Raw genomic sequence first — 24,027 nt, 5'->3', positions numbered from 1 at the left:
GCACCTCACCCTGCCGTGGGTGACGTGGTGTCAGGGGAGACTGTCCGGTCAGGGCTTCGACGGAACGCCGCAGTGCCGGTGGGCCAGGGCGCCGAACCGCTCCACCGGTGGTTTCCTGCCGCAGTCGAGGATGCCGATCGTTGAGCCGGTCCAGGTGCGCAGCACTCCGCTGACCTGGTGGGCGCTGCCCTTGCAGGAAAGCTGGAACGTGGCGACGATCTTGTCTATGCCGGAGTACGCGGCGTACGTGCCCGCGGTCTTGAACGTCGTCGCCATCAACATCTCCATGGCGTCCTCCGCGTGCCGGGGCGCCGTGGCACCGTACGGCCCGCCCGCCTCGTTCAGGCTGCTCACCAGCCATCCGAGCAGCGGAGTGAGCTCCTCCGGCTCGACGCTCGGCACCGTGGTGGGCCACGGGTAGCTGGCGGCGGTCTCGTCGACACCGGCTGCGGAACGCTTATGCACGGCGTAGCTCTCCAGCGTCGTGGTGGAGGAGACCGGCAGGTCCCATACGGCGGTCAGCTGGTCCTCGGCGCAGTCGAGCGCGGGCCTCGGCGACGCCGGTGCGGTGGGCGCCGCGGTGGGTTCGACCGTGGTCGGTCCGTTCGCGCAGGCGGCGAGCATGACGGTCGACGCCACCATGGCCATGAGACGGCCGGTCCTCATGTCGTGCTCCTCGGGTCGGGACGCGCCACCTTAGCGTGGCGGCGCACGTCCGCGAGGCCCGTGGCGCCGGGCTCGGAGGTCGCTCGACCACCGGGCCCGGCACGGTCGCTCAGGCGGCTGCCGGAGCCGGTTCGGGTGCGGCAGCAGCGCGGCGGGCGACGACGACCGCGCCCAGCGCCCACGGGATCCAGACGAACTCGGTGAGTACGCGCAGCAGGGCGGGGGACACCGGCAGGTACGGGATCATGAGCAGGCCGTGGTCGATCGCGCCCAGCAGGGCGAGCGCCGCCACGACCAGCGTGGTGACGCCGAGCCTGCGGGCGCCTGAGGTGCGCAGGGCCAGGCCGAGCAGGGCGAAGCCCGCGCCGTACAGGGCGAGGCCGATCGGGTGCAGGACGCTGCCGGTGTCGACGGTGCCGAAGACGCCGACGGTCAGGCCCGCCACTGCCAGCAGCATCCCGAGCAGAGCGCGGCGGGAGGCGCGCAGGCGGCGGTAGTACAGGCCGATCGCGAGCAGCCCGAGCACGACCGCGCCGCCGAGGGCCCACTTGACCTCGATGCGCCCCAGCCCCTTCGCGGCGTACGCGCCGAACCAGTCGCAGTCGACGGGCAGCCGCTGCGCGCCCTGGTCGTAGTTGGCGCAGGCGTACATCTTCAGGGTGTTGCCGGGCTCGCCGAGGTAGCGGTGGGCGCCGATCGCGGGCAGGTCGTCGTCGCCGCAGGCGGGCAGGGTGCGGATGTTGGTGTCGGACATGGCGGTCCAGCAGTTGCCGGTGCCCTGCCCGTCCCACCAGAAGTTCAGCCCGTTGGGCCGCTGCTCGCCCTTCTCGCTGACGCCCATGTGGTTGCCCAGGTAGCGGTTGTGGTGCGAGGTGTCGAACTGGGCCGCCCACCGGGTGTCGTTGCGGACGAACCCCGGCACGAAGCTGGTCACGAACCCGGAGTAGTGGTTGTCGTAGATCCAGTTCTCGCGCCAGATGTTGTAGTTGCCGCCGGGGTTGACCGCGCCGGTGCCGACCGGCAGGCCGACGGCCGGGCAGACCACGCCGCGCTCGTACCCGCGCTGCTCGAACGGCTTCTTGCAGGTGCCGTCGACGATGTTGGAGTAGTAGTCGGTGTTGTTGTGCGCGATGACGTTGTGCTCGAACTTCGAGTGGTTCTGCGGCATGCCGGGGTGGTTCGGGAACGCGCTGTCGGTGGCGATGCCCGCGGTGTTGTCGGTGAAGACGCTGTCGTGCACCCAGACCGAGTCGCCGGCGGTGCCGGAGTAGCCCAGCGTGTTGTGGTGGCCGTAGCAGCGCTGGATCTCCACGGCGTAGCGCGGCACGTCGTGGCCCCGGTCCTTGTTGATGTTCGAGGCGGCGCCGGGGTAGATCGCCGAGTCGCCGTTGCCGTAGCCCTCGCAGTCGGTGTAGAGCCCGTGGTCGACGGCGAAGGTGAGGAAGGCGTACTCGTCGTTCCAGCGGCCCAGGGTGTGGTCGAGGACGAAGCCGTCGGTCTCCATCACGTAGAAGGCGTTGAACTGGCTGCGCTGGGCGGCGAGGTTGCGGAAGTAGACCCCGTCGGCGTTGTCGGCGCGGATCGCGTTGAGCTTGCGGTACTGCGCGTCGACGATGACGTCGAGCGGGGTGGCGCCGGTGCCCTCGATCTGGAGGTCCCGCTTGCCGAGGATCGCCACCAGGTTGCCCAGGTGCGGGCAGGCGAGCTGCTGGTCCCAGGTGAGCACGGGGTAGCCGTACACCTTGCCCCGGGTCGCGTTGTCCTCGACGGCCTTGCACTCGCCGCTGGCCGGGGCCAGGCTCGGCTCCTCCAGGTAGAGGCCGGGCAGCATCTTGATGATGGTCCCCGGCAGCTGGGCGGCGTCGACGGCGGCCTGGAGGTGCCGGTAGCCGTCGCGCTGGCACTGCGCCCACAGGGCCTCGTTGGCGGCCTTGAGCTCGGCGGGGAACCCGGCGATGCGGGTGGCGAAGTCGGCCGGGTCGGTCTTGCACACCAGCAGGGTGGGGCCGTCGGTCCGGTATGTCGGGACGGTGCCCGTCCCCGCGAGCTCCCGCGTGGGCCGTTCCTCGTGGGCCGCCGCCGCGGACTGCGTGCCGAGCAGGGCGATGACCGCCACCGCCGTCACGCTCAGCAGTCGAGTGAGTGCCTTCATGGCGGCGGAGCCTAGAGAAGGTTTCATGTTTGCGCCAGGGTCGGTTTCGCGCCGTTCACCCGGTCGGGGTGTCCGCGCGACACGGGCCCGACTCTCTGGCGCAAACATGAAAAGTTCTCTAAGCTCCGCTCGCACCCGCCGTGACGTCCGCCCCAGCCGAGGGACCCCCCATGACCGAACCGGCCATCCTCGCCAGCGCGAGCAGCGAGAACACCGCGCCCGACGGCGCGCGCCCCGCCCCGTTCGCCGAGCCGACCGCGCCGGTGACCGGCCGGTGGATCACCCTGTTCGCGCTCGCCTGGCTGGGCATCTGGATGGCCCAGCTGACCCCGGTGCAGCTGCTGCTGCCGGTGCAGGTCGAGGCGCAGCTCAAGGCGCATGACTGGGTCGACAACGTGGTGGCGTTCGGGGTGGTGTCGGGCATCGCGGGCGCGTTCGCGCTGCTGGCGTACCCGCTGACCGGCGCCCTGTCCGACCGCACCGTCTCCCGCTTCGGCCGCCGCCGCCCGTGGATCGCCGCGGGCGCGCTGCTGTTCGCCGGTTCGCTGGTGATGCTGGGCCGCCAGGACGGCATCGTCGCGATCGGAGCGTGGTGGACCGCCGCGATCGTCGGATTCTGCGTGCTCACCGCCGCGCTCACGGCGACCATCTCCGACCAGGTGCCGGTGGGCCAGCGCGGCTTCGTCTCCGGCTGGATCTCGGCCCCGCAGGCCGTCGGCACCATCGCCGGCATCGTGCTGGTCACCACGGTCTTCCTGGGCCAGTTCACCGGGTACGCCTCGATGGCCGTGCTGCTGGTCGTGCTGGTGATCCCGTTCCTGTTCACCAAGGACGCGGTGCTCACCCGCGAGCAGCGCCCGAAGCTGACCTTCGGTGAGCTGCTCAGCGGCTTCTGGATCAGCCCGAAGCGCTTCCCCGACTTCGGCTGGACCCTGCTCAGCCGCATCCTGGTCAACATCGGCAACGCGCTGGGCACCACGCTGCTGCTGTACTTCCTGAAGTATCACGTCAAGGCCGCGGACCCCGACAGCTCGCTGCTGGTGCTGACCCTGATCTACATGTTCTTCGTGGTGCTGGCCTCGCTGTTCCTGGGCCGCCTGTCGGACCGGATCGGGCGGCGCAAGCTGTTCGTGCTGATCTCGTCGGCGTTGCAGGGCATCGCGGCGCTGCTGCTGGCCCTGTTCCCGAACCTGACCGTGGCCACCGTCGGCGCGGGCCTGCTGGGCCTGGGCTACGGCTGCTTCCTGTCGGTGGATCAGGCACTGGCCACGCAGGTGCTGCCCGACCCCGCCGCGCGCGGCAAGGACCTCGGCATCATGAACATCGCCACCGCCGTCCCGCAGGCGGTCGCGCCGCTGCTCGGCGCGGTGGTCGTTGCCTATCTCGGTGGATTCGGGGTGCTGTACCTCGCGTCCGGTGTCATCTCGGTGCTCGGCGCGCTCGCCGTGCTGCCGGTGAGGAGTGTGCGTTGACCGCGTTGACCCTGCACCCGCCCACGGACCGGCAGCCCTGGCAGGACCGGGACGCGTACTGGGCGGGGATGGACGCGGCCACCGCGCACCTCGATCCGGTCTTCGGCGCGCTGAACCTGGCCGCGCTGTCGCACAACGCCCACGACATGCTCCGCCGCGCCGCCGGGGTGCCGATCCGGGTCGCCTCCAAGTCGGTGCGGGTGCGCGCCGTGCTCGACGCGGTGCTGGCGCTGCCCGGCTACCACGGCGTGCTGGCGTACACGCTGGCCGAGGGCCTGTGGCTGGCCGAGACGATCGACGACGTGGTGGTCGGCTACCCCAGCGCCGACCGGGCCGCGTACGCCGCGCTGGCCGCCGACGAGCGGCTGGCCGGCCGGGTCACCGTCATGGTCGACTCGGTGGCGCACCTGGACCTGATCGACGCGGTGGTCCCGGCGGACCGCCGCGCCGCCCCGATCCGGGTCTGCCTCGAACTCGACGCCTCCTGGAAGAACCCGCTGCTCGGGCACATCGGCGTCTGGCGCTCACCGGTGCACCACGCCCCCGACGCGCGGGCGCTCGCCGAAGAGGTCGTCAAGCGGCCCGGCTTCCGGCTCGTCGGCATGATGGGGTACGAAGCGCAGATCGCGGGCCTGGGCAACAAGCCCGTCGGCCAGCCCCTGCGCGGCCTGATGGTCCGCGCGATCCAGCGCTCGTCAACGGCCGAGCTGCACCGCCGCCGCGCCGCGGCCGTGGCCGCCGTGTCGGAGCTGGCCGAGCTGGAGTTCGTCAACGGCGGCGGCACCGGCAGCCTGGAGTCCAGCGGCGCCGACAGCTCGGTCACCGAGGTCGCGGCCGGGTCCGGCCTGTTCGGCCCGCACCTGTTCGACAACTACGCCCACTTCTCGCCCGCGCCCGCGGCCGCGTTCGCGCTCCCGGTCGTACGGCGCCCGGCGCCCGATCGTGTGACACTGCTCGGCGGCGGCTGGATCGCCTCCGGGCCGCCCGCACCGGACCGGCTGCCGCAACCGGTGTGGCCCGCCGGGCTGCGCATGGTCGCCCGCGAGATGGCGGGCGAGGTGCAGACCCCGGTCGTCGGCGAACCTGCCCGGCGACTCGGCCTGGGGGACCGGGTGTGGTTGCGCCACACCAAGGCGGGCGAGCTGAGCGAGCACGTCAACGAGCTGTACGTGGTGGACGGGGAGCGGGTCGCCGGATCGGTGGCCACGTACCGTGGGGAAGGAAAGGCGTTTCTGTGAGCACGAGGAGTGAGCTTGCGAGCCCCGCAGGTGCGAACCCAGGCGGCACTGTGAGCAAGGTTTGGCAGAACTGGAGCCGGATCGAGAGCGTCACCCCGGCGCGGGTGGCGTATCCGGGCAGCCCCGACGAGGTCGTGCAGGCGATCGCCGCCGCGCGCGCCGAGGGGCTGCGGGTCAAGCCGATCGGTGCCGGGCACAGCTTCACGGGTATCGCGATCGCGCCGGGCGTGCAGCTCGACCTGCGCAACCTCCAGGGCGTCGTCCGGGTCGACACCGACCGCGGGCGGGTCACCCTGGCCGCGGGCACCCACCTCTACCGCCTGCCCGAGCTGCTCGCCCCGTACGGCCTGGCGCTGCAGAACATGGGCGACATCGACGCGCAGACCATCGCGGGCGCCACCTCGACCGGCACCCACGGCACCGGCGCGGCCTTCGGCGGCCTGGCCACCCAGATCACCGGCGTCACCCTGGCCACCGCCGACGGCAGCCTGCTGGTGATCGACGAGGAGAACAACACCGACCTGCTCGACGCCGCCCGGCTGGGCCTGGGCGCGCTCGGCGTGCTGGTCGACGTGACCGTCCAGTGCGTGCCCGCGTTCAAGCTGAACGCGGTGGAGAAGCCGGAGCCGCTGGCGGCGGTGCTGAACGCGTGGGAGGAGCGGGCCACCGGCCCGGACCACTTCGAGTTCTACTGGTTCCCGCACACCGCCACGGCGCTCACCAAGACCAACACGCGGCTGCCGATGGACGCCCCCAGCGCGCCGCTGGGCTCGTTCAAGCGCTGGGTCGACGACGACTTCATGTCGAACAAGCTGTTCTCGGCGGTCTGCGGCCTGGGCCGGGCCGTGCCCGCAGTGATCCCGCCGATCAACCGGCTGGCGCAGAAGCTCACCAACAACCGCGAGTTCACCGACGTCTCCACCTCGGTCTTCACCACCAAGCGGGAGGTGCGCTTCCGGGAGATGGAGTACGCGCTGCCCCGCGAGGAGGTCCCCGACGTGCTGCGGGCCCTGGACCGCCTGATCAACCAGAACAACTGGAAGATCTCGTTCCCGGTGGAGGTGCGCGCCGCCGCCCCGGACGGGCTGTGGCTGTCCACCGCGCACGGCCGCGACACCGGGTACGTCGCGGTCCACCGCTACTTCAAGGAGGAGCCCGGCCTGTACTTCACGTACGCCGAGCAGATCTTCCGGGCGCACGGGGGCCGACCGCACTGGGGCAAGATGCACACGCAGAATGCGGAGAGCCTGTCGGCGTCGTACCCCCGCTTCGGCGACTTCCTGGCCGTGCGCGACAAGCTCGACCCGCAGCGGGTCTTCGCCAACGACTACCTCGACCGCGTCCTGGGCGCCTGAATCCGTTCCCAGCCGCAACTTGCCGGGCAATCGGGCGTATCAAGGTGTTTGATACGCCCGATTGCCCGGCAAGTTGGCTGATCTATCAAGCTTCGGGGTCTTCGCGGCGGCGGAGTTCCTCTTCGCGGCGGCGCAGGTCCATCTCCCACTTGCTGAGCAGCTCGCGGTCGTCGTCGGCGGTCTTCTTCTGCTCGCGGGCGAGCCGGCGCAGGAACTCCGGGTCGTCGTCGGGCGCCACCTGGCGGGGCCGCTCGGCCTCCGGGAAGCCCGCACCCGGCCGCCATGTGCCCGGCCGCGGCTGCTGCTCGCGCCCGGCGACGAACCAGGCGATCGCGCCGACCGGCGAGAACAGCAGGATGATGATGACCCAGATGCCGCGCGACAGGGCCCGGATCTGGCCCTCCTCCGCGGACAGGCAGCTGATGAGGGCCGCCACCGTCAGCGCGATCTCGGCGAGGAAGAGGAAGAGCCAAATACGCGTCACGGCGTAGAGATTAGAGCCTCAGGCGAGGATGAGCAGTACCCCGAGCAGACCCAATCCGACACACGACAGCGCGACGGCGGTCAGCGTCCGGCCGACCACGGCCGGATCGGACACGGCCATCGCCCGGATGCGGTGCTGCGCCGTCCACAGCAGCCCCAGCCAGACCAGCGCGGTCAGGGACAGTCCGACGGTGCCGGCGACGTCCAGGCCCCGGGTGGCGCTGAGCCGTGCCAGCAGCAGGGCGCAGACGGTCGCCGCGAGCGCGGTGCGGCGCCAGGCCAGGCGGGTGCGTTCGGCCTGGGCGCCCGGGTCGGCGCTCATCCGCGTTTGAAGACGACGTCGATCAGGACCTCGGCCAGCAGCGCGAGCGAGCCGAGGGCGACCAGGACGGCGAGGATCGCGGGGAAGCGCGACGGCGGCAGCGGGCGGCCGGTGCGCATCGCGACCTCGCAGCGGATCCAGTGGTCGATGGCGCGCAGCGCGCAGCCCGCGCCGATGACGATCATGGCGACGCCGAGCACCTTGGTCATGTGTGGGACGGCCAGCGGCGGCAGGAACTGGGCCACCGCCAGGCCGCCGCCGATCAGGGCCAGGCCGGTGCGTATCCAGGCCAGGAAGGTCCGCTCGTTGGCGAGGGAGAAGCGGTAGTCGGGAGTCGTCCCCACGTCGCGCACCTCGCGGGGATCAAACCAGTTGCGCACCCTAGCCAGCACTTTTCTAGTATCACGGGCGATGACTGAACATCTTGACCCCGACGCCATGCTTGTGGCGTACGACGCGCAGCTGCGCGCCCACGTGCCCCCTGTCCTGCCCGCCGGTGTCACCGCCGAGCACGACGGGCCCCTGCTCCGCATGGTCGGCTTCGACCACGGCGGCTTCGTCGTCCCCTACCGCGACCTCTCCGGGCTCGACAGCGCGGAGCTCGACGCGCTCATCGCCCGGCAGCGTGACTTCTTCGCCGCTCGCGGCGAGCGGTTCGAGTGGAAGCTGTACGGCCACGACCTGCCCGCCGACCTGCCTGACCGGCTCATCGCGGCCGGGTTCGAGCCCGAGGAGCTGGAGACCGTGGTGATCGGCCCGGCCGCGCCGCTGGCCCGGCCCCCGGTGCTGCCCGAAGGTGTCACCCTGCGCGAGGTCAGCTCGCGCGCCGACCTCGACCGGATCGCGGCGATGGAGGAGGCGGTCTGGGGCGAGGACCGCCAGTGGCTGGCCGAGGGCCTGGAGAAGGAGATCGCCGCCGATCCGGACTCGGTGACCGTCGTGGTCGCCGAGGCGGACGGCACGGTCGTCAGCGCGGGCTGGGTCCGGTACGTGCCGGGCACCGAGTTCGCCGGGCTGTGGGGCGGGTCGACGCTGGCGCAGTGGCGCGGGCGCGGCATCTACAAGGCGCTGGTGGCGTACCGGGCGATCCGGGCGGTCGAGCGCGGGTACACGTACCTCCAGGTCGACGCGTCGCCGGACAGCCGCCCGATCCTGAACCGCCTGGGCCTGGCCTCCATAACCACGACGACCCCCTACGTGTGGTCACCCGCCGAGTGAGGCTGCAGTTTCGGGGAAAGTGCAGGAATCTTGATTGGGATTCCAGCACTTTCCCCGCAAGTGCATGATCAACTCGCTACCGCGTGATCAGCGGGTGGCCGTCGGCAGGTTCCAGAGGGTGCGGATGGTGTCGCGGACGCAGTCGTCGCGCAGGTGGCCGCAGGTGCAGAGGTGGTCGTCGGGAGCGGGGCGGCGGTGGTGCGCCACGAGTTCGGCCGGGGTCGCGTCGCACGCGTCTGCGGGTGCGGTGCCCGGCAGAGGTGTGGTTTGTGATGCCATGTCTGACACCTCCTGCTCACCCCGACTGTACGGGATTGTCGGTATGACAGGGTGAAGTCGGTCACTATAGGTGAGCGTTTGCTGGGTCCACGGAGTGGAAATCACTAACTTACTCACTGGTAACCTTGCCTGGCCCGCAAAAAGTCACAGCCGGTCGAACTTGACCGTCGGCCTCGGACGGGAAAGGCTGCGGCGAGGGCATGAACGTCCGTTCAACTCAGGAGGGTCGTCAGAGCGCGATGAAGATCGTCGTACTTGTCAAGCAGGTGCCGGACTCCGGCGCCGAGCGCAACCTGCGCGCGGACGACAACACCGTCGACCGTGCCTCGGCCAACAACGTCATCAACGAGATGGACGAGTACGCCATCGAGGAGGCGCTGCGGCTCCAGGAGGCGCACGGCGGCGAGGTGACCGTGCTGACCATGGGTCCGGAGCGGGCCGCCGAGTCCATCCGCAAGGCGCTGTCCATGGGCCCCGACGGTGCGGTGCACGTGCTCGACGACGCCCTGGCGGGCTCCGACACGCTGGGCACCAGCCGCGTGCTGGCCGCCGCGATCAGCACCCTCTCGCCCGACCTGGTGATCTGCGGCGCGGAGGCGACCGACGCCCGCGGCCAGGTCATGGCGCACATGATCGCCGAGCGGCTCGGCTTCGCCGCCCTGACCGGCGCGCGCAAGCTCACCGTCGACGGCTCGCGGCTGACCGTCGAGCGCCAGACCGAGGAGGGCTACGAGGTGGTCACCGCCGCCACGCCCGCCGTGGTCAGCGTGTGGGACACCATCAACGAGCCGCGCTACCCCTCGTTCAAGGGGATCATGGCGGCCAAGAAGAAGCCGGTCGACACCAAGTCGCTGGCCGACCTCGGCGTCACCGCCGAGCAGGTGGGCTGGGCCGGTTCGGCCACCACCGTGCTGTCGCACAGCAAGCGCCCGGCCCGCAGCGCGGGTGTCAAGGTCACCGACAGCGGTGACGGCGGCGTGGCGCTGGTCGACTTCCTGTCGTCCGAGAAGTTCGTCTGAGAGGCGTGCCCGACATGGCTGAGGTTCTGGTAGTCGTCGAGTCCGCCGCTGGGGCGGTCAAGAAGGTCACGCTGGAGATGCTGACCCTGGCGCGCTCGCTGGGCGAGCCCGCCGCGGTGGTGCTGGGCGCCCCCGGCACGGCCGCCGCGCTGGCCGACAGGCTCGGCGAGTACGGCGCGACGAAGATCTACGCCGCCGAGAGCGCGGAGATCGACGGGCACCTGGTCGCCCCGAAGGCGACCGCGCTGGCGCAGCTCGTGCAGCGGGTCTCCCCGGCCGCCGTGCTGATCGGCTCCACCCAGGAGGGCAAGGAGATCGCCGCCCGGCTCGCGGTCAAGCTCGACAACGGCCTGCTCACCGACGTGGTCGAGCTCGCCGCCGACGGCACCGCGACGCAGGTGGTCTTCGCCGGGTCGACCATCGTGAAGTCCAAGGTGACGCGCGGCCTGCCGCTGGTCACCGTACGCCCGAACTCGCTGACGCCGACCCCGGCGGCCGCGACCCCCGCCGTCGAGGCGGTCGAGGTCGCCCTGTCCGACTCGGACAAGCTGGCCACCGTGGTCGAGCGTGTCACCGAGGCCAAGGGCGCCCGCCCGGAGCTGACCGAGGCGTCGATCGTGGTCTCCGGCGGGCGCGGCGTCGCCTCGGCGGAGAACTTCAAGATCATTGAGGAGCTGGCCGACCTGCTCGGCGCGGCCGTCGGCGCCTCGCGCGCCGCCACCGACTCCGGCTTCTACCCGCACGCGTTCCAGGTCGGGCAGACCGGCAAGACGGTGTCGCCGCAGCTCTACGTCGCGGTCGGCATCTCCGGTGCGATCCAGCACCGCGCCGGCATGCAGACCTCGAAGACCATCGTCGCGGTCAACAAGGACACCGAGGCGCCGATCTTCGAGCTGGCCGACTTCGGCGTCGTGGGCGACCTGAACCAGGTCGTGCCGCAGGCGTCCGAGGAGATCCGCAAGCGTCGCTGAACGTGATCCGCACCGGGCCCGGCCGCCGCATCTCGGCGACCGGGCCCGCGCGCGTCACTCCCGCCCACCCCGGCCCACTCCTGGGGTACGCGCGGGCGCCGGTACGGCTAGGCTTGGCGGCGAGATGGCCTACCTTGATCATGCAGCGACCACGCCGATGCTGCCGGAGGCGCTGGACGCCTACGCAGCCACGGCACGCGAGGTCGGCAACGCGTCGTCGTTGCACGGCCCGGGCCGCCATGCCCGCCGCCGGGTGGAGGAGTCGCGCGAGCGCATCGCCGCCGTCCTCGGCGCCCGGCCGTCCGAAGTCGTCTTCACCAGCGGCGGCACCGAGAGCGACAACCTCGCGGTCAAGGGGATGTACTGGGCCCGCCGCGACGCGGGCCGCAACCGCGTGCTGGCCAGCGCGGTCGAACACCATGCCGTGCTCGACACCGTGCAGTGGCTGGCCGACCACGAGGGTGCCGAGGTCACCTGGCTGCCGGTCGACCCCGCCGGCCGGGTCCGGCCCGAGGCGGTCGCCGAGGCGCTCGACGAGGCCGTGGCGCTGCTCACCGTGATGTGGGCCAACAACGAGGTCGGCACCGTGCAGCCCGTGTCCGAGCTGGCCGGGCTCGCCGCCGCGCACGGGGTGCCGCTGCACACCGACGCGATCCAGGCGGTCGGCCACGTGCCCGTCGACTTCGGCGCCAGCGGCGCCGCCTCGCTCACCGTCACCGGCCACAAGCTCGGCGGCCCGCAGGGCGTCGGCGCGCTGCTACTCGGCCGGGACGTGCCGTGCACCCCGCTGATGCACGGCGGCGGCCAGGAGCGCGACGTGCGGTCCGGCACCCTCGACGTGCCCGCGATCGTGTCGTTCGCGGTCGCGGTCGAGCACGCGGTCAAGCACCAGGCCCATGAGGCGCAGCGGCTGTCGCTGCTGCGCGACGAGCTGGTCGACCGGGTATGCGCCGCGGTGCCCGACGCGGTCCTCAACGGGCCGCGCCCCGGCGCGGCCGACGCGCCGCCCCGGCTCCCCGGCAACGCCCACTTCAGCTTCCCCGGCTGCGAGGGCGACGCCCTGCTGCTGCTGCTCGACGCGCAGGACATCGCGGTCTCCACCGGTTCGGCCTGCTCGGCGGGCGTGGCGCAGCCGTCGCACGTGCTGCTGGCGATGGGCGCCGACCCGCTGTCGGCCCGCAGCTCGCTGCGCTTCACCCTGGGCCACACCAGCACCCGCGACGACATCGACCGCCTCCTGGCGGCCCTGCCCGCCGCCGTCGACCGCGCCCGCCGCGCCGCCCCCACCTCCCGCTAGCCGAGCGGCGTGATCTTGGGCATTGATCGCAAGCTGCGGTCAGTGCGTGAGGGCTCGCGGCGGGTTTTGGCCGCAACCGCCGATCACCGCGTCGTCGGCGGCCGGAAAGGGGTTCGGGTGGGCGGGTAGGCTGTTCGACGTGCGGGTGCTGGCGGCTATGTCGGGTGGAGTGGATTCGGCGGTGGCTGCTGCCCGGGCGGTGGCGGCCGGATACGACGTGACCGGGGTGCACCTGGCGCTGTCCAAGAACGCCGCGGCGCACCGGACCGGGGCGCGCGGCTGCTGCACCCTGGAGGACTCCCGGGACGCGCGCCGCGCCGCCGACGTGATCGGCATCCCGTTCTACGTCTGGGACATGGCCGACCGGTTCCACGAGGACGTGGTCGAGGACTTCGTCGCCGAGTACGCGGCGGGCCGTACGCCCAATCCGTGCCTGCGCTGCAACGAGAAGATCAAGTTCGCCGCCGTGCTGGACCGCGCGCTGGCCCTGGGCTTCGACGCGGTGGTCACCGGGCACCACGCCCGGCTGGGCGCCGACGGCCTGCTGCGCCGCAGCGTCGACCTCGCCAAGGACCAGTCGTACGTGCTGGCGGTGCTCAACCGCGCGCAGCTCGACCACTCGATCTTCCCGCTGGGCGACTCCACCAAGGAGCAGGTGCGCGCCGAGGCGCACGACCGGGGCCTGGCCGTGGCCGACAAGCCCGACTCGCACGACATCTGCTTCATCGCCGACGGCGACACGCAGGGCTTCCTGCGCAAGCACCTGGGCAGCGAGCCCGGTGACATCGTCGACGCCGCCAGCGGCGAGGTGCTCGGCCGCCACGACGGGGCTTACGCGTACACGGTCGGGCAGCGCAAGGGGCTGGCCCTGGGCCGGCCCGCCTCCGACGGCAAGCCGCGCTACGTGCTGTCGATCACGCCGGTGACCAACACGGTCACCGTCGGCCCCGCCGAGGCGCTGGAGGTTTCGCAGGTGGACGGTGCGCGGGCCGTGTGGACGGCTGGCCCGCCCCCGGTCGGACCGATCGAGTGCGAGGTGCAGCTGCGCGCGCACGGGCGGCCCGCCCCCGCGGTGGTGGAGCTCGACGGCGGCGCGCTGAGCGCGCGGCTGCGGCGCCCGGAGCGCGGTATCGCGGCCGGTCAGGCCGTGGTGGCATACCGGCCGGACCCGGCCGGGGACGTCGTGCTGGGCAGCGCGACCATCACCGGCGCGTCATGACCAGACCACCGGCTGCGCGGACCTTCACGCCGCGACGCCGTAGGGTTCGGCCATGAGTGAGGCAGAAAAGCCGTTGTGGTCCGCGGGTTCGGCCACCGGGATCGGGTCCCTGCCGGGCACCGACATCGCGGAGGCGGTCAAGTTCACCCTCGGCGAGTTGCCCGAGCTGGCGTACCTGCCGGAGCTGCCCGGGCGCGGCCCGGGTGCCGACATGATCGGCCGGGGCGCGGCGTTCCTGGTCGGCCTGCCCATCGAGCTGTACACCGGGCGGTGGCGGGTCGCGGCGAGCGCCGGACGCGAGCTGCGCCGGTCGTACGACCTGCTGGAACGCGATCTCGACCAGCTCACCGAGCAGGCTGAGGGATACACCGGGACGCTCAAGGTCCAGGCGGCCGGGCCGTGGACGCTGGCCTCGAACATCGAGCTGCCGCTCGGCGAGGCGATGCTGTCCGACCACGGTGCGGCCCGGGATCTGGCGGAGTCGCTGGCCGAGGGCCTGAAGGCGCACGTCGCCGACGTCCGGCGGCGGGTGCCCGGGGCGACGGTGCTGCTCCAGCTCGACGAGCCGTCACTGCCCGCGGTGCTGGCCGGGCGGGTGCGGACCGCGAGCACGCTGCACACGTACCGCTCGGTGCCGCGATCCGTGATCCGCGAGACGCTCACGTCGGTGATCTCCGCGGCGGGCGTACCGGTGATCGTGCACTGCTGCGCCCCCGACGCGCCGCTGGACCTGCTGCGCGAGGCCGGTGCCGCCGCGCTCGCCTTCGACCTGGACCAGCTCGGCGGCGACCGCGCGAAGCTGGACTCCCTCGGCGAGGCGGTCGACGCGGGACTCGGGCTGTTCACGGGCGTGGCCCGGACGACGGCCCCGGCGAGCGGGCGCCTCCCCGACGCGGCCGCGCTGGCCGACCGCCTGCGGCGGCTCTGGCGCGACCTCGGCTTCGCCGAAGAGCTGCTCGCCGCCCGCGTCGTGGTCACCCCCGCCTGCGGCCTGGCGGGCGCGACCCCCGCCTACGCCCAGTCCGTCCTCAAAGCCTGCCGCGACGCCGCCCACCGCCTCACCGAGCAGTGACCGGTCACCCCCTCCTTCGGGCGGGGCGATCGTGCAGTTTCGGGGAAAGTGCAGGAATCCGGGCCAAGATTCGTGCAGTTTCCCCGAAACTGCACGAATCGGTGGCGCGGACCGCCTGCGGCTGGGACTAGGGGGTGCCGTTCGGTGCCGGTCGGTGCAGTAGCGCGATCAGGCGGTGCAGGTCCTGCCGATCGCCGCGCAGGTCGACCGAACCCCGGGCGAGCGCCTCGGCTACGGCCAGGTCGCCGGTGACGAGCTGCTGGAAGGTCGGCAGATCGGTCTCGACGTCAGCGTCGGTCGGCGTAGGTGCGGTTCCGGTGCGTACCCGTACCTCGGTGCCCTCGGCCCGCACGTGGAAGGTCTGCCCGCCGACCCGCAGCTGCCACGTGGCCGGGGGACCGACGGGGGCGGCGGGGCGGGTGCCGGCGAGGTAGAGCGCGATGAGGTCGGCGCGGGCGGTGCCGGGGTCGGCGTCGTCGTCCGCCGGCAGGGTGCTGCCCCAGGCGGCGAGCTGCATCAGGATCGGGCGCAGGGCCTCGCCGGCTGGCGTCAGCTCGTACGCCCGAAGCTCGGCCGCGCCCGGCACGGGCCGCCGCACGACCACCCCGGCCTGCTCCAGCGCCTGGAGCCGCTCGGACAGCCGGTTGGTGCCCATCGCGGGCAGCACCGCCAGCAGTTCCTTGAACCGGTGCGGCCCGAGCAGCAGCTCGCGCACGATGAGGAGAGTCCACCGCTCGCCGAGCACGTCCAGCGAGCGGGCGACCGGGCAGAGCTGCCCGTAGAGCCGTTTGGCCATGCGTTCCAGCCTACCTTTCGGGTAGCCGTCGCTATATGACTCGTATCTCAGACCGGAATCGACGAAACATGGAAGCTATACGAAACATATAGTGTTGCTGCCGGGTGTAGGGCACTCACCCAGGAGGAAGTCATGAGGATCGAAGGCGCGACCGCGCTGGTCACCGGAGCCAACCGCGGGCTCGGCAAGGCGTTCGTCGAGGAACTGCTGGCGCGCGGCGCCGCGAAGGTGTACGCCACCGCCCGCGACGTCAGCACCGTCACCGACCCGCGGGTCACCCCGCTGGCGCTCGACATCACCGACCCGGAGTCGGTCGCCGCGGCCGCCCGCGCCGCCGCCGACGTCGACCTGCTGATCAACAACGCGGGCATCGCGACCGGCGCGAGCGTGCTCGGCGACGAGGAGGGCCTGCGGCGGGAGATGGAGACCAACTTCTTCGGCCCGGTACGCGTCACGCGCCTCTTCGCCCCGGTCCTGGCCGCCAACGGCGGCGGCGCCGTGGTCAACATGCTGTCGGTGCTGTCCTGGCTCGCGCTGCCGACCACCGGCGGCTACTCGGCGGCCAAGTCGGCCGCCTGGGCGGCCACCAACGCGCAGCGCATGTCGCTGGCCGAGCAGGGCACGACCGTGACCGCCGTGCACGTGGGCTACCTGGACACCGAGATGGCGGCCCACGTCGACGGCCCGAAGGTCGCGCCCGACAAGCTCGCCGCGCAGGTGCTCGACGCCGTGGAGGCGGGGGAGCCCGAGGTGCTCGGCGACGACCGGAGCCGCATGGTCAAGGCGGCGCTCTCCGGCGACCTGCGCGACCTGTACGGCAGCCTCGGCTGAACGCCCGGCGACCGCTCGGCGACCGCCCCGCTTCGGCCACGTGAGCGGGGCGGTACGCGCAGAGGATGCGCGGGTTGCGGGTGGATGGGAGGATGCGGCGCGTGGATCGGGTGCGGGCGGCGAGCGGGTCATTGTTCGGATTGGCGTACGGGGACGCGCTGGGCAAGCCCACCGAGTTCCGCACGTACGCCCAGATCGTGCGCGAGCACGGCCCCGGCGGCCCGCGCCAGCTGCCCGACCCGGCGCTGGTCACCGACGACACCCAGATGGCGCTGGCCGTGGCCTGGGCGCTGCACGACGCCGTCGAGCCCAGCCCCGAGGAGCTGGAGCCGCTGCTGCGCGAGCGCTTCCTGACCTGGGCGAAGAGCCCGGACAACAACCGCGCTCCCGGGATGACCTGCCTCACCGCGTGCGCGAACCTGTTCGAGGGCGGCCCGTGGCAGCGGGCGACCGTGGCCGGGTCCAAGGGCTGCGGGGCGAACATGCGGGTCACCCCGGTCGGCCTGATCGGGTCGTACGACCTCGACACGCTCGGCGGCGTCGCGCAGCTTCAGGCGGGCATGACCCACGGGCACCCCACCGCGCTGGCCGCCGCCGAACTGACCGCGCTGGCGGTGCGCCTGCTGCGCGACGGCACGCCGCTGGCCGACCTGCCCGAGGTTCTGCGCGACCACTGCGCCGACCAGCGCACCGACTACCGGTGGGACTGGCTGGGCGACCTGTGGGAGCGGCCCGGGGCGACCACGCCGGAGGACTTCGCGGCGCGCGGCTGGGACGAGTGCGCGGCGGCGCTGGAGACGCTGATCCGGCACGCGGGGCGCCGCGACGACGGCGGTGACGTGTCCGTGCTCACCGGTGAGGGCTGGGTGGCCGAGGAGGCGCTGGCCACGGGCCTGCTCGCGGCGCTGCGCCACCCCGACGACCCGGTGGCGGCGCTGGGCCGGGCCGCGGCGACCAACGGCGACTCGGACTCGATCGCCTGCCTGGCCGGGGCGTTCCTGGGCGCGGCCGGGGGCATGGCGATCTGGCCCGCGGCCTGGGCCGAGCGCATCGAGTACGCCGACCAGCTCGACCTGCTCGGCACCGCCTGGGACTGAACCCGGGGCGTCCGGGCCGGTCGGCGGGCCTACGCGTGATCCTGTCGGGGTGGGCGGTTACCGTGCTCGGGTGAGCAGTGAGGTGACCGACCAGGTGAAGACGCGCTACGCGGAGCTCGTGGCGCAGATCAACGACGCGCAGCACCGCTACTACGTCGACGACGCCCCGACGCTGTCCGACGCCGCCTACGACAAGCTCATGCACGAGCTGGAGGCGCTGGAGGCCGAGCACCCGGAGCTGGTGTCGCAGGACTCGCCGACCCAGCGGGTCGGGGCCGGCCAGTGGCTGGGCTTCCCCAGCGTCGACCACGCCGAGCGGATGCTGAGCCTCGACAACGCGTTCAACGACGAGCAGCTCGCGGCCTGGGCGACCCGGGCCGAGCGCGACGCCGGGGTGCCGGTCCGCTACCTGTGCGAGCTGAAGATCGACGGCCTGGCGGTGAACCTCACGTACGAGAAGGGCCGGCTGACCCGGGGCGCCACCCGCGGCGACGGCCGCACGGGCGAGGACGTCACCGCCAACGTGCGCCGGATCAAGGGCATCCCGCACCAGCTCGCCGGGGACAACCCGCCGGACCTCGTCGAGGTCCGGGGTGAGATCTACTTCCCGGCCGAGGCGTTCAAGGCGCTCAACGAGGCGCAGGTCGAGGCGGGCGACCGGACCTACGTCAACCCGCGCAACGCCGCCGCGGGCTCGCTGCGCCAGAAGGACGCGTCGGTCACCGGCCGCCGGGCGCTCAAGCTGATCGTGCACGGCATCGGCGCGCGCACCGGCTTCGAACCCACCGCCCAGTCCGACGCCTACGAGCAGCTCAAGGCATGGGGGCTGCCGACCAGCGAGCGCTGGAAGGTGGTCGACTCGCTGGACGGGGTGCGCGAATACATCGCGAACTACGCCGAGCAGCGGCACAAGCTGGAGCACGACATCGACGGCGTCGTGGTGAAGATCGACGACACCTCGGTGCAGGCCAAGCTCGGTGCCACCAGCCGCGCCCCGCGCTGGGCGATCGCGTACAAGTACCCGCCGGAGGAGGTCAACACCAAGCTCCTGGCGATCGAGGTGAACGTGGGCCGCACCGGCCGCGTCACGCCGTACGCGGTGCTGGAGCCGGTCTACGTCGGCGGCGTGACCGTCGCCAGCGCGACCCTGCACAACCAGCAGGAGGTCGTGCGCAAGGGCGTGCTCATCGGCGACACCGTGGTGATCCGCCGGGCCGGCGACGTCATCCCCGAGGTGCTGGGCCCGGTCGAGGCGCTGCGTGACGGCACCCAGACCACCTGGACCATGCCGCCGAACTGCCCGTCCTGCGGCACCGCGCTCGCCCCGAGCAAGGAGGCCGACGTCGACCTGCGCTGCCCGAACACGCGCTACTGCAAGGCGCAGCTGGTGGAGCGCATCACCTACCTCGGCGGCCGGGACGGGTTCGACATCGAGGGCATGGGGGAGAAGGCGGCGATCGCCCTGGTCGGAGGCGACGTGATCGCCGACGAGGGCGGCCTGTTCAGCCTGGACGAGAAGCAGCTCGCGGCCGCCCCGTTCTTCCTGAAGAAGGACGGCACCCTGTCCGCGAACGCGATCAAGCTGCTGGCCAACCTGGAGAAGGCCAAGAGCCAGCAGTTGTGGCGGGTGCTGACGTCGCTGTCGATCCGGCACGTCGGGCCGACCGCCGCGCGGGCGCTGGCCGACCACTTCAACTCGGTCGAGGCGATCGCGGCGGCGTCGCTGGAGCAGATGTCGGTGGTCGAGGACGTCGGCGGCACCATCGCCGAGGCCGTGCGCGAATGGTTCGGCGAGGAGTGGCACGCCGAGCTCGTCGGCAAGTGGCGGGCCGCGGGCGTGCTGATGGAGCAGGAGCCCGTCGCCGACACCGGCCCCAAGCCGCTGGACGGCATGAGCGTCGTGGTCACCGGCACGCTGGAGAAGTACACCCGCGACACCGCGTCGGACGCGCTGGTCGCGATCGGGGCCAAGGTCGCCGGTTCGGTGTCGAAGAAGACCAGCTTCGTCGTGGTCGGCGAGGACGCGGGTTCCAAGCTCGACAAGGCACTGGCGCTCGGCGTGCCGACGCTGGACGAGGCGGGGTTCGAGGTGCTGCTCACGCAGGGTCCCGACGCCGCGCGCGCGTACGCGGAGGCCTCCCGCGAAAACGGCTAGGCGGATGATCTAGGGTCATCCGCGATGACCCTTTCACCCCCGATCGACTGGTACGTCGACATCCTGGGCACCGGCTGCGTCGCGGCCGTCGCCCCCGACGACGACTTCGCCGACGTGACCGCCGCGCTCGCGGCGCGCTACGGCGCAGACCCGGGGGAGAACGAGGACGAGTACGGCCTGCTGCGCGACTACGGCCTGGTCGAGGCCTACTGGCAGCGGCCGTCACGGCGGGCGCCGTGGCGGGGCACGGGCTTCATGGTGCAGACGCACCGGCTGGACTGCCCGCCCGACACGGCGCCGCCGCCCTTCGCCGCCATCGAGGCCGCCGTCCGCGCGCTCGGCGTCGAGCTGACCGCCGTGCCGCGCCGCCACGAAGACGGCTGCGCGGACCTGGTCGCGCCGAACGGCGTCAACCTGCTGGTGCAGCGCGAACCGCAGGAGGACGCGCAGCCGGTCGGCACCGTCGTGAAGATCCACGTCCCACCGCACCGCGCCGCGCGGACCACCCTGGGGCCGCTGCCCGAGGCGGACTGGCAGGCACTGCGCCAGTCGACCAAGGCGCTGGCAGCCGAGGGCGACCCAGACCGCCGGCGTTGGCTGGACCGGCACGCGCAGGACGACCCGGCCTGGTGGGACCGGCGCCTGTGGGGCGTGGAGTCGGCCTGGCTGTCGGGCGCGCTGGCGCCCGGGGCGGCGGCCGAACTGGCGTACTGGCTGCTGGATCGCGCCGACGAACGCACCGTCTTCCCTCACGCCGACGCCGTGCTCCGGCGCGCCCGGCTGGCCGCCGACCTCATCAGCCACCACTTCGGCGAGCAGGTCGTCGACCCGGCGGTGGTCGCGGACACTGCGCGCCGCTGCGTGGAGGTGCTCCCGCTGACACCTGTACAGGCCGCCGCGCTGCCCGCGAGCTGGCGTGACCGTACGCCGTCGCAGCGGGCCGATGCCCGGCTGGCCCGCGTGCTGCTCGGGCTGGCCGCCGAGCTGGCGCCCGGCGCCGCCCACTTGGACCAGTGGACCGTCCTGCGCTCGGGGCTGTCCGGAACCTCCGATCACGGGGAGAACACATGAGCGACCTGGAGATCCGTTCGCTGCGAGACGGCGAGACGGACCTTTTCCTGTCCTATCCGCACGAGCCGGTGCCCGGCGTCGGCGTCGAGTCGCGCCGCTCGTACGCCGAACTCGCCGAGCAGCGGCAGTACCGTCCGGAGTGGACCTGGGTGGCGCTGCGCGAGGGCCGGGTGGTGGCCCGGTGTGCGTTCTGGGGCGTGCCCGACGGGACGCAGCCCTTCAGCCTGGACTGGCTGGAGCCGGGGTACGAGCCGGACCGGATCGAGATCGCGGCCCGGATGCTGCGGGCGGCGCTGGCGGAGCTGTCCGGCCCGGACGGCGGCCGCCCCGAGTACCACCTGTTCCTGCCGCCGGGCTGGCGCGAGGACCCGGTGGTCGCGCGCGCCGCGAACGACCGGCTGGAGGCGGCGGCCCTGGCCGGGTACGAGCCGTTCATCGAACGCTTCAACTACACCTGGACCCAGGCCGGGGACCCGGCGCCCCAGCGCTCGGACCGGCTGGTGTTCGAGCAGGTCGACGACGCGGAGGCGACCGAGCTCTGCCTGGCCGTGATCGACGGCACGCTCGACGGGTACACCCGGCGCGACGTCGCCCGGCACGGGGCGGCCGAGGCGGCCCGGATCATGGTCGCGGACCTGGCCGAGTTCCCGTCGCCGCGCGAGTGGTGGCGCGTGGCGCGCACGCGCGAGGGCGAGGCGGTCGGGCTGATCGTGCCGGCGCGCAACCACGCCCGGGCCACGGTCGGCTACATCGCGGTGCTGCCCGAGCAGCGGGGCAAGGGGTATGTCGACGACCTGCTCGCGGAGACGACGGCGCTGCTGGTGGAGCAGGGGGCCGACCTCGTCGGGGCCGACACGGACCTGGGCAACCGGCCGATGGCGGCGGCTTTCGCGCGGGCCGGATACCGCAACACCGCGATCCGGGTGGTCCTCCAGTAGGTAACAACGTCTTTACATGTACGCAATGTTGCATGGGCTCTACGCTGCGTAATTCTGGAAAGGGTCAAACAATCACATCTTCGTCACACGCGAACGCGGAGCGTGGTTCAGGGCGTTTTCGGGCTTAGAGTGAAGTGACCCGCCGCGCCCGACGACGTGTCGGTTCGGCGCAGACCCGTCGGGAGGGTGCCCATGGCGGCCACGCCCCTTGCGCAGCAGACGCACCGCAACCGCATCCCGGCGGAGCGGCGGCGGACCTTCGGCCTGTACGTGCTGGCCGTGACCGCCGCCGCCGCGGCCTTCACGCTGCGGGACCTCACCACCGTGCCCGACGTGCTGCGGCACGCGACGTTCGGCCTCTGGCTGATGGCCGTGCTGGCGATCGCGGGCGACGCGCTGCCGGTCACCCTGCCCGGCCGGTGGAACACCTCGGCGATCTACCCGTCGATCTGCTTCACCTTCGCCATCATGATCGACTACGGGCTGGCCGCGGCGGTGCTGGTGCAGGGGATCGCCGTCGGCGTCGCCTCGCTGCGGCTGCGGCACGCGCTGTGGCGGGCCGTGTTCAACCTCGGGCAGTACACCCTGGCCTTCGGCATCGCGTACGGCGTGCTGCACCTGCTCGGCGGGGTCACCGGCGACGTCGGCCTGTCGGCCGCGGTCGGCGCCGCCACCGCCTGGTTCACCGCGAAGTACCTCACCACGGCCGTGGCGCTGTGGCTGCGCGACGGCGGCGCGCTGCTGCCGATCATCATCGGTCCGCTGACCAACGAGGCGCTGAGCACCGGCGCGCTGCTGATGCTCGGCCCGGTCATCGCGTTCCTGGCCCGCGACGAGCCGGAGCTCGTGCTCGCCCTGATCCTGCCGCTGCTCGCGGTGCGCCGCCTGTCGATCATCACGGCCGAGCAGCGGCACCTGGCCAACCTGGACACGCTGACCGGCCTGGCCAACCGCAAGGCGCTGATGGCCGAGGTCGCCTCCGCCGTCGCCGGACACGCGCAGCGCGCCGTGCAGGGCGACCCGCGCAGCCGCTTCGGCCTGCTGCTGCTCGACGTGGACCGGTTCAAGCACGTCAACGACGCGCTCGGCCACGAGGTCGGCGACCGGCTGCTCATCGCGGTCGGCGACCGGCTGGCCGGGGCCGCCCGCGACGGCGACCTGGTGGCACGGCTCGGCGGCGACGAGTTCGCCCTGGTCGCCAAGCGGCTGACCGGGCCCGACGAGGCCCGCGAGCTGGCCGAGAAGATCGAGCAGGCGCTGTCCGCGCCGGTCGTGCTGGACGGGCTGCCGCTGGACGTCGGCGGCTCGATCGGCATCGCGCTCTACCCCGACCACGGCACCAACTTCGCGATCCTGATGCGCCACGCCGAGGTCGCCATGTACGCGGCCAAGAACGGCGGCGACGGCACCGCCGTATACAGCGCCGACACCGACCACAACACCCCGCAGCGGCTCAGCCTGCTCGCCGACCTGCGCACCATGCTCGGCATGCCCGACCGGGGCGGCCTGCGGCTGTTCTACCAGCCGCAGGTGGAGATCTCGACCGGCGAGGTGGTCGGCGTCGAGGCGCTGCTGCGCTGGCAGCACCCCACCCGCGGCCCGGTCAGCCCGGAGGAGCTGATCCGCGTGGCCGAGCCCAGCTCGGTGATGCGGCTGCTCACCCGCTGGGTGGTCGAGGAGGCGGTGATCCAGCTCGCCAAGTGGTCGGCCGCCGGGCTGCGGCTGCGGATGGCGGTCAACGTCAGCGTGCGCGACCTGCACACCGGCGCGATCGTCGAGCAGATCGAAGAACTGCTCCAGCGATACGACGTGGCGCCTGAGCAGCTCCAGTTGGAGATCACCGAGAGTGCGCTGATGGCCGACCCGCACCGGGTGCTGGCCACGCTGACCCGGCTGCAACTGCTCGGCGTCGGCATCGCGCTGGACGACTTCGGCACCGGCTACTCGTCGTTGCAGCACCTGCGGCGGCTGCCGCTGTCCGAGGTGAAGATCGACCGGTCGTTCGTGCTGTCCATGGCCGACGACGGGGACGACCTGGTGATCGTACGGTCGATCATCGAGTTGGCCGGGGCGCTCGGGCTGCGCGTGGTCGCCGAGGGCGTCGAGGACGACCGGGCCTGGCGGCTGCTGCACGCCGCGGGCTGCGAGCTCGGCCAGGGCTGGTTCTTCGCCCGGCCGCTGCCCCCGGACGAGCTGGCCGACTGGCTGGCCCGGACCGCGCTGCCCGCCCCCGCCCGCCTCCCGGCCCCGCCAACGCCCCGCACCTGGTCCCAGGTCTAGCGCAGGCACGCGGGGAGGCGCAGGGCGCGTGCGGGGCTGGCGAGCCCGACAAATAGACTCGCTACGGGCGTGCGGGCTGTGTGATCGTGCGCTCCG

At 72.5% G+C, this 24,027-nt stretch carries 22 protein-coding genes; 15 read left to right on the top strand and 7 right to left on the bottom strand.

What is annotated here, in order from left to right:
* Positions 1–48 precede the first annotated feature (48 nt).
* Both Cs7R123_RS36150 and Cs7R123_RS36145 read right to left on the bottom strand, forming a co-directional pair.
* Positions 49–666 carry a hypothetical protein gene (locus Cs7R123_RS36150; RefSeq protein WP_212833318.1) on the bottom strand — a complete coding sequence of 206 codons (618 nt, stop codon included), beginning with the start codon at positions 664–666 and terminating at the stop codon, positions 49–51.
* Between the two features lie 109 nt (positions 667–775).
* Entirely contained in the window at positions 776–2,818 is a 2,043-nt protein-coding gene (locus Cs7R123_RS36145) for a right-handed parallel beta-helix repeat-containing protein (protein ID WP_212833316.1), read from the bottom strand.
* Positions 2,819–2,988: 170 nt separating this feature from the next.
* Between Cs7R123_RS36145 and Cs7R123_RS36140 the strand changes: the two genes are divergently transcribed.
* The 3 genes from Cs7R123_RS36140 (at position 2,989) to Cs7R123_RS36130 (ending at position 6,883) form a co-directional block, all read left to right on the top strand.
* The gene (locus Cs7R123_RS36140; protein WP_212833314.1) at positions 2,989–4,290 is read left to right on the top strand and encodes an MFS transporter; all 1,302 of its coding nucleotides are present in this window, start codon (positions 2,989–2,991) and stop codon (positions 4,288–4,290) included.
* 68 nt (positions 4,291–4,358) lie between these two features.
* Positions 4,359–5,528 (top strand): alanine racemase, encoded by a 1,170-nt coding sequence (locus Cs7R123_RS36135; protein ID WP_212834948.1) that lies wholly within the window; start codon positions 4,359–4,361, stop codon positions 5,526–5,528.
* 50 nt (positions 5,529–5,578) lie between these two features.
* Positions 5,579–6,883, top strand: a complete 1,305-nt coding sequence (locus tag Cs7R123_RS36130) for a D-arabinono-1,4-lactone oxidase (RefSeq protein ID WP_212833312.1) — start codon at positions 5,579–5,581, stop codon at positions 6,881–6,883.
* Positions 6,884–6,968: 85 nt separating this feature from the next.
* On the opposite strand, the gene Cs7R123_RS36125 is transcribed toward Cs7R123_RS36130, so the two are convergent.
* From Cs7R123_RS36125 to Cs7R123_RS36115, 3 genes are read right to left on the bottom strand one after another with little or no spacing between them, the layout of a single operon-like run.
* Positions 6,969–7,367 carry a PLD nuclease N-terminal domain-containing protein gene (locus Cs7R123_RS36125; protein WP_212833310.1) on the bottom strand — a complete coding sequence of 133 codons (399 nt, stop codon included), beginning with the start codon at positions 7,365–7,367 and terminating at the stop codon, positions 6,969–6,971.
* Between the two features lie 18 nt (positions 7,368–7,385).
* Positions 7,386–7,688, bottom strand: coding sequence for a DUF202 domain-containing protein (locus Cs7R123_RS36120; protein ID WP_212833309.1), 303 nt, complete (start codon positions 7,686–7,688; stop codon positions 7,386–7,388).
* Positions 7,685–8,080, bottom strand: a complete 396-nt coding sequence (locus tag Cs7R123_RS36115; protein WP_212833308.1) for a YidH family protein — start codon at positions 8,078–8,080, stop codon at positions 7,685–7,687. Before Cs7R123_RS36115 ends, Cs7R123_RS36120 begins: the two co-directional genes overlap by 4 nt.
* Before the next feature lie 19 nt (positions 8,081–8,099).
* Here Cs7R123_RS36115 and Cs7R123_RS36110 point away from each other — a divergent pair, with 19 nt between their 5' ends.
* Positions 8,100–8,906: a GNAT family N-acetyltransferase gene (locus Cs7R123_RS36110; RefSeq protein ID WP_212833307.1), complete on the top strand. Its 807-nt coding sequence runs from the start codon at positions 8,100–8,102 to the stop codon at positions 8,904–8,906.
* 87 nt (positions 8,907–8,993) lie between these two features.
* On the opposite strand, the gene Cs7R123_RS36105 is transcribed toward Cs7R123_RS36110, so the two are convergent.
* Positions 8,994–9,185 (bottom strand): hypothetical protein, encoded by a 192-nt coding sequence (locus Cs7R123_RS36105; protein WP_212833306.1) that lies wholly within the window; start codon positions 9,183–9,185, stop codon positions 8,994–8,996.
* 239 nt (positions 9,186–9,424) lie between these two features.
* Between Cs7R123_RS36105 and Cs7R123_RS36100 the strand changes: the two genes are divergently transcribed.
* From Cs7R123_RS36100 to Cs7R123_RS36080, 5 genes are all read left to right on the top strand, one after another.
* Entirely contained in the window at positions 9,425–10,204 is a 780-nt protein-coding gene (locus tag Cs7R123_RS36100; RefSeq protein ID WP_212833305.1) for an electron transfer flavoprotein subunit beta/FixA family protein, read from the top strand.
* A 14-nt stretch (positions 10,205–10,218) separates the two neighbouring features.
* On the top strand, positions 10,219–11,175 hold the full coding sequence (locus Cs7R123_RS36095) for an electron transfer flavoprotein subunit alpha/FixB family protein (protein WP_212833304.1): 957 nt from the start codon (positions 10,219–10,221) through the stop codon (positions 11,173–11,175).
* Between the two features lie 124 nt (positions 11,176–11,299).
* The gene (locus tag Cs7R123_RS36090; protein WP_212833302.1) at positions 11,300–12,472 is read left to right on the top strand and encodes a cysteine desulfurase family protein; all 1,173 of its coding nucleotides are present in this window, start codon (positions 11,300–11,302) and stop codon (positions 12,470–12,472) included.
* Between the two features lie 139 nt (positions 12,473–12,611).
* Positions 12,612–13,691, top strand: coding sequence for a tRNA 2-thiouridine(34) synthase MnmA (mnmA, locus tag Cs7R123_RS36085; RefSeq protein WP_212833300.1), 1,080 nt, complete (start codon positions 12,612–12,614; stop codon positions 13,689–13,691).
* Positions 13,692–13,743: 52 nt separating this feature from the next.
* Positions 13,744–14,763 carry a methionine synthase gene (locus Cs7R123_RS36080; RefSeq protein WP_212833298.1) on the top strand — a complete coding sequence of 340 codons (1,020 nt, stop codon included), beginning with the start codon at positions 13,744–13,746 and terminating at the stop codon, positions 14,761–14,763.
* A gap of 127 nt (positions 14,764–14,890) precedes the next feature.
* Here the strand turns inward: Cs7R123_RS36080 and Cs7R123_RS36075 are convergent, their stop codons facing one another.
* Complete coding sequence (locus Cs7R123_RS36075; RefSeq protein ID WP_212833296.1) at positions 14,891–15,559, bottom strand: helix-turn-helix domain-containing protein; 669 nt, start codon at positions 15,557–15,559, stop codon at positions 14,891–14,893.
* Positions 15,560–15,691: 132 nt separating this feature from the next.
* Between Cs7R123_RS36075 and Cs7R123_RS36070 the strand changes: the two genes are divergently transcribed.
* The 6 genes from Cs7R123_RS36070 to Cs7R123_RS36045 all read left to right on the top strand — a co-directional run bounded on the left by Cs7R123_RS36070 (position 15,692) and on the right by Cs7R123_RS36045 (position 23,931).
* The gene (locus tag Cs7R123_RS36070; protein ID WP_212833294.1) at positions 15,692–16,390 is read left to right on the top strand and encodes an SDR family oxidoreductase; all 699 of its coding nucleotides are present in this window, start codon (positions 15,692–15,694) and stop codon (positions 16,388–16,390) included.
* Between the two features lie 92 nt (positions 16,391–16,482).
* Entirely contained in the window at positions 16,483–17,487 is a 1,005-nt protein-coding gene (locus Cs7R123_RS36065; protein ID WP_212833293.1) for an ADP-ribosylglycohydrolase family protein, read from the top strand.
* Between the two features lie 49 nt (positions 17,488–17,536).
* Complete coding sequence (gene ligA, locus Cs7R123_RS36060; protein ID WP_212833292.1) at positions 17,537–19,642, top strand: NAD-dependent DNA ligase LigA; 2,106 nt, start codon at positions 17,537–17,539, stop codon at positions 19,640–19,642.
* Between the two features lie 24 nt (positions 19,643–19,666).
* Positions 19,667–20,713, top strand: a complete 1,047-nt coding sequence (locus Cs7R123_RS36055; RefSeq protein WP_212833291.1) for a hypothetical protein — start codon at positions 19,667–19,669, stop codon at positions 20,711–20,713.
* A complete protein-coding gene (locus tag Cs7R123_RS36050) occupies positions 20,710–21,651 on the top strand; it encodes a GNAT family N-acetyltransferase (protein WP_212833290.1) in 942 nt (313 codons plus the stop codon). The genes Cs7R123_RS36055 and Cs7R123_RS36050 overlap by 4 nt, the downstream gene beginning before the upstream one ends.
* Before the next feature lie 192 nt (positions 21,652–21,843).
* Positions 21,844–23,931: a bifunctional diguanylate cyclase/phosphodiesterase gene (locus tag Cs7R123_RS36045; RefSeq protein ID WP_244872362.1), complete on the top strand. Its 2,088-nt coding sequence runs from the start codon at positions 21,844–21,846 to the stop codon at positions 23,929–23,931.
* Positions 23,932–24,027: the final 96 nt, after the last annotated feature.

The sequence above is a fragment of the Catellatospora sp. TT07R-123 genome, assembly GCF_018327705.1.
Taxonomy (GTDB): domain Bacteria; phylum Actinomycetota; class Actinomycetes; order Mycobacteriales; family Micromonosporaceae; genus Catellatospora.
The sequence above is the reverse complement of the archived record's forward strand: the minus strand, read 5'-3'. Positions and strand labels throughout refer to the sequence as shown.

Excerpts from the sequence above, each read along its gene's own strand:
- Cs7R123_RS36120 (WP_212833309.1), bottom strand. The coding sequence starts at position 7,688 with ATGAGCGCCGACCCGGGCGCCCAGGCCGAACGCACCCGCCTGGCCTGG.
- Cs7R123_RS36075 (WP_212833296.1), bottom strand. The coding sequence starts at position 15,559 with ATGGCCAAACGGCTCTACGGGCAGCTCTGCCCGGTCGCCCGCTCGCTG.
- Cs7R123_RS36150 (WP_212833318.1), bottom strand. The coding sequence starts at position 666 with ATGAGGACCGGCCGTCTCATGGCCATGGTGGCGTCGACCGTCATGCTC.
- Cs7R123_RS36135 (WP_212834948.1), top strand. The coding sequence starts at position 4,359 with ATGGACGCGGCCACCGCGCACCTCGATCCGGTCTTCGGCGCGCTGAAC.
- Cs7R123_RS36110 (WP_212833307.1), top strand. The coding sequence starts at position 8,100 with ATGACTGAACATCTTGACCCCGACGCCATGCTTGTGGCGTACGACGCG.
- Cs7R123_RS36140 (WP_212833314.1), top strand. The coding sequence starts at position 2,989 with ATGACCGAACCGGCCATCCTCGCCAGCGCGAGCAGCGAGAACACCGCG.
- Cs7R123_RS36050 (WP_212833290.1), top strand. The coding sequence starts at position 20,710 with ATGAGCGACCTGGAGATCCGTTCGCTGCGAGACGGCGAGACGGACCTT.
- Cs7R123_RS36105 (WP_212833306.1), bottom strand. The coding sequence starts at position 9,185 with ATGGCATCACAAACCACACCTCTGCCGGGCACCGCACCCGCAGACGCG.
- Cs7R123_RS36145 (WP_212833316.1), bottom strand. The coding sequence starts at position 2,818 with ATGAAGGCACTCACTCGACTGCTGAGCGTGACGGCGGTGGCGGTCATC.
- Cs7R123_RS36090 (WP_212833302.1), top strand. The coding sequence starts at position 11,300 with ATGGCCTACCTTGATCATGCAGCGACCACGCCGATGCTGCCGGAGGCG.
- Cs7R123_RS36070 (WP_212833294.1), top strand. The coding sequence starts at position 15,692 with ATGAGGATCGAAGGCGCGACCGCGCTGGTCACCGGAGCCAACCGCGGG.
- Cs7R123_RS36045 (WP_244872362.1), top strand. The coding sequence starts at position 21,844 with ATGGCGGCCACGCCCCTTGCGCAGCAGACGCACCGCAACCGCATCCCG.
- Cs7R123_RS36095 (WP_212833304.1), top strand. The coding sequence starts at position 10,219 with ATGGCTGAGGTTCTGGTAGTCGTCGAGTCCGCCGCTGGGGCGGTCAAG.
- Cs7R123_RS36100 (WP_212833305.1), top strand. The coding sequence starts at position 9,425 with ATGAAGATCGTCGTACTTGTCAAGCAGGTGCCGGACTCCGGCGCCGAG.
- Cs7R123_RS36055 (WP_212833291.1), top strand. The coding sequence starts at position 19,667 with ATGACCCTTTCACCCCCGATCGACTGGTACGTCGACATCCTGGGCACC.
- Cs7R123_RS36065 (WP_212833293.1), top strand. The coding sequence starts at position 16,483 with ATGCGGCGCGTGGATCGGGTGCGGGCGGCGAGCGGGTCATTGTTCGGA.
- Cs7R123_RS36080 (WP_212833298.1), top strand. The coding sequence starts at position 13,744 with ATGAGTGAGGCAGAAAAGCCGTTGTGGTCCGCGGGTTCGGCCACCGGG.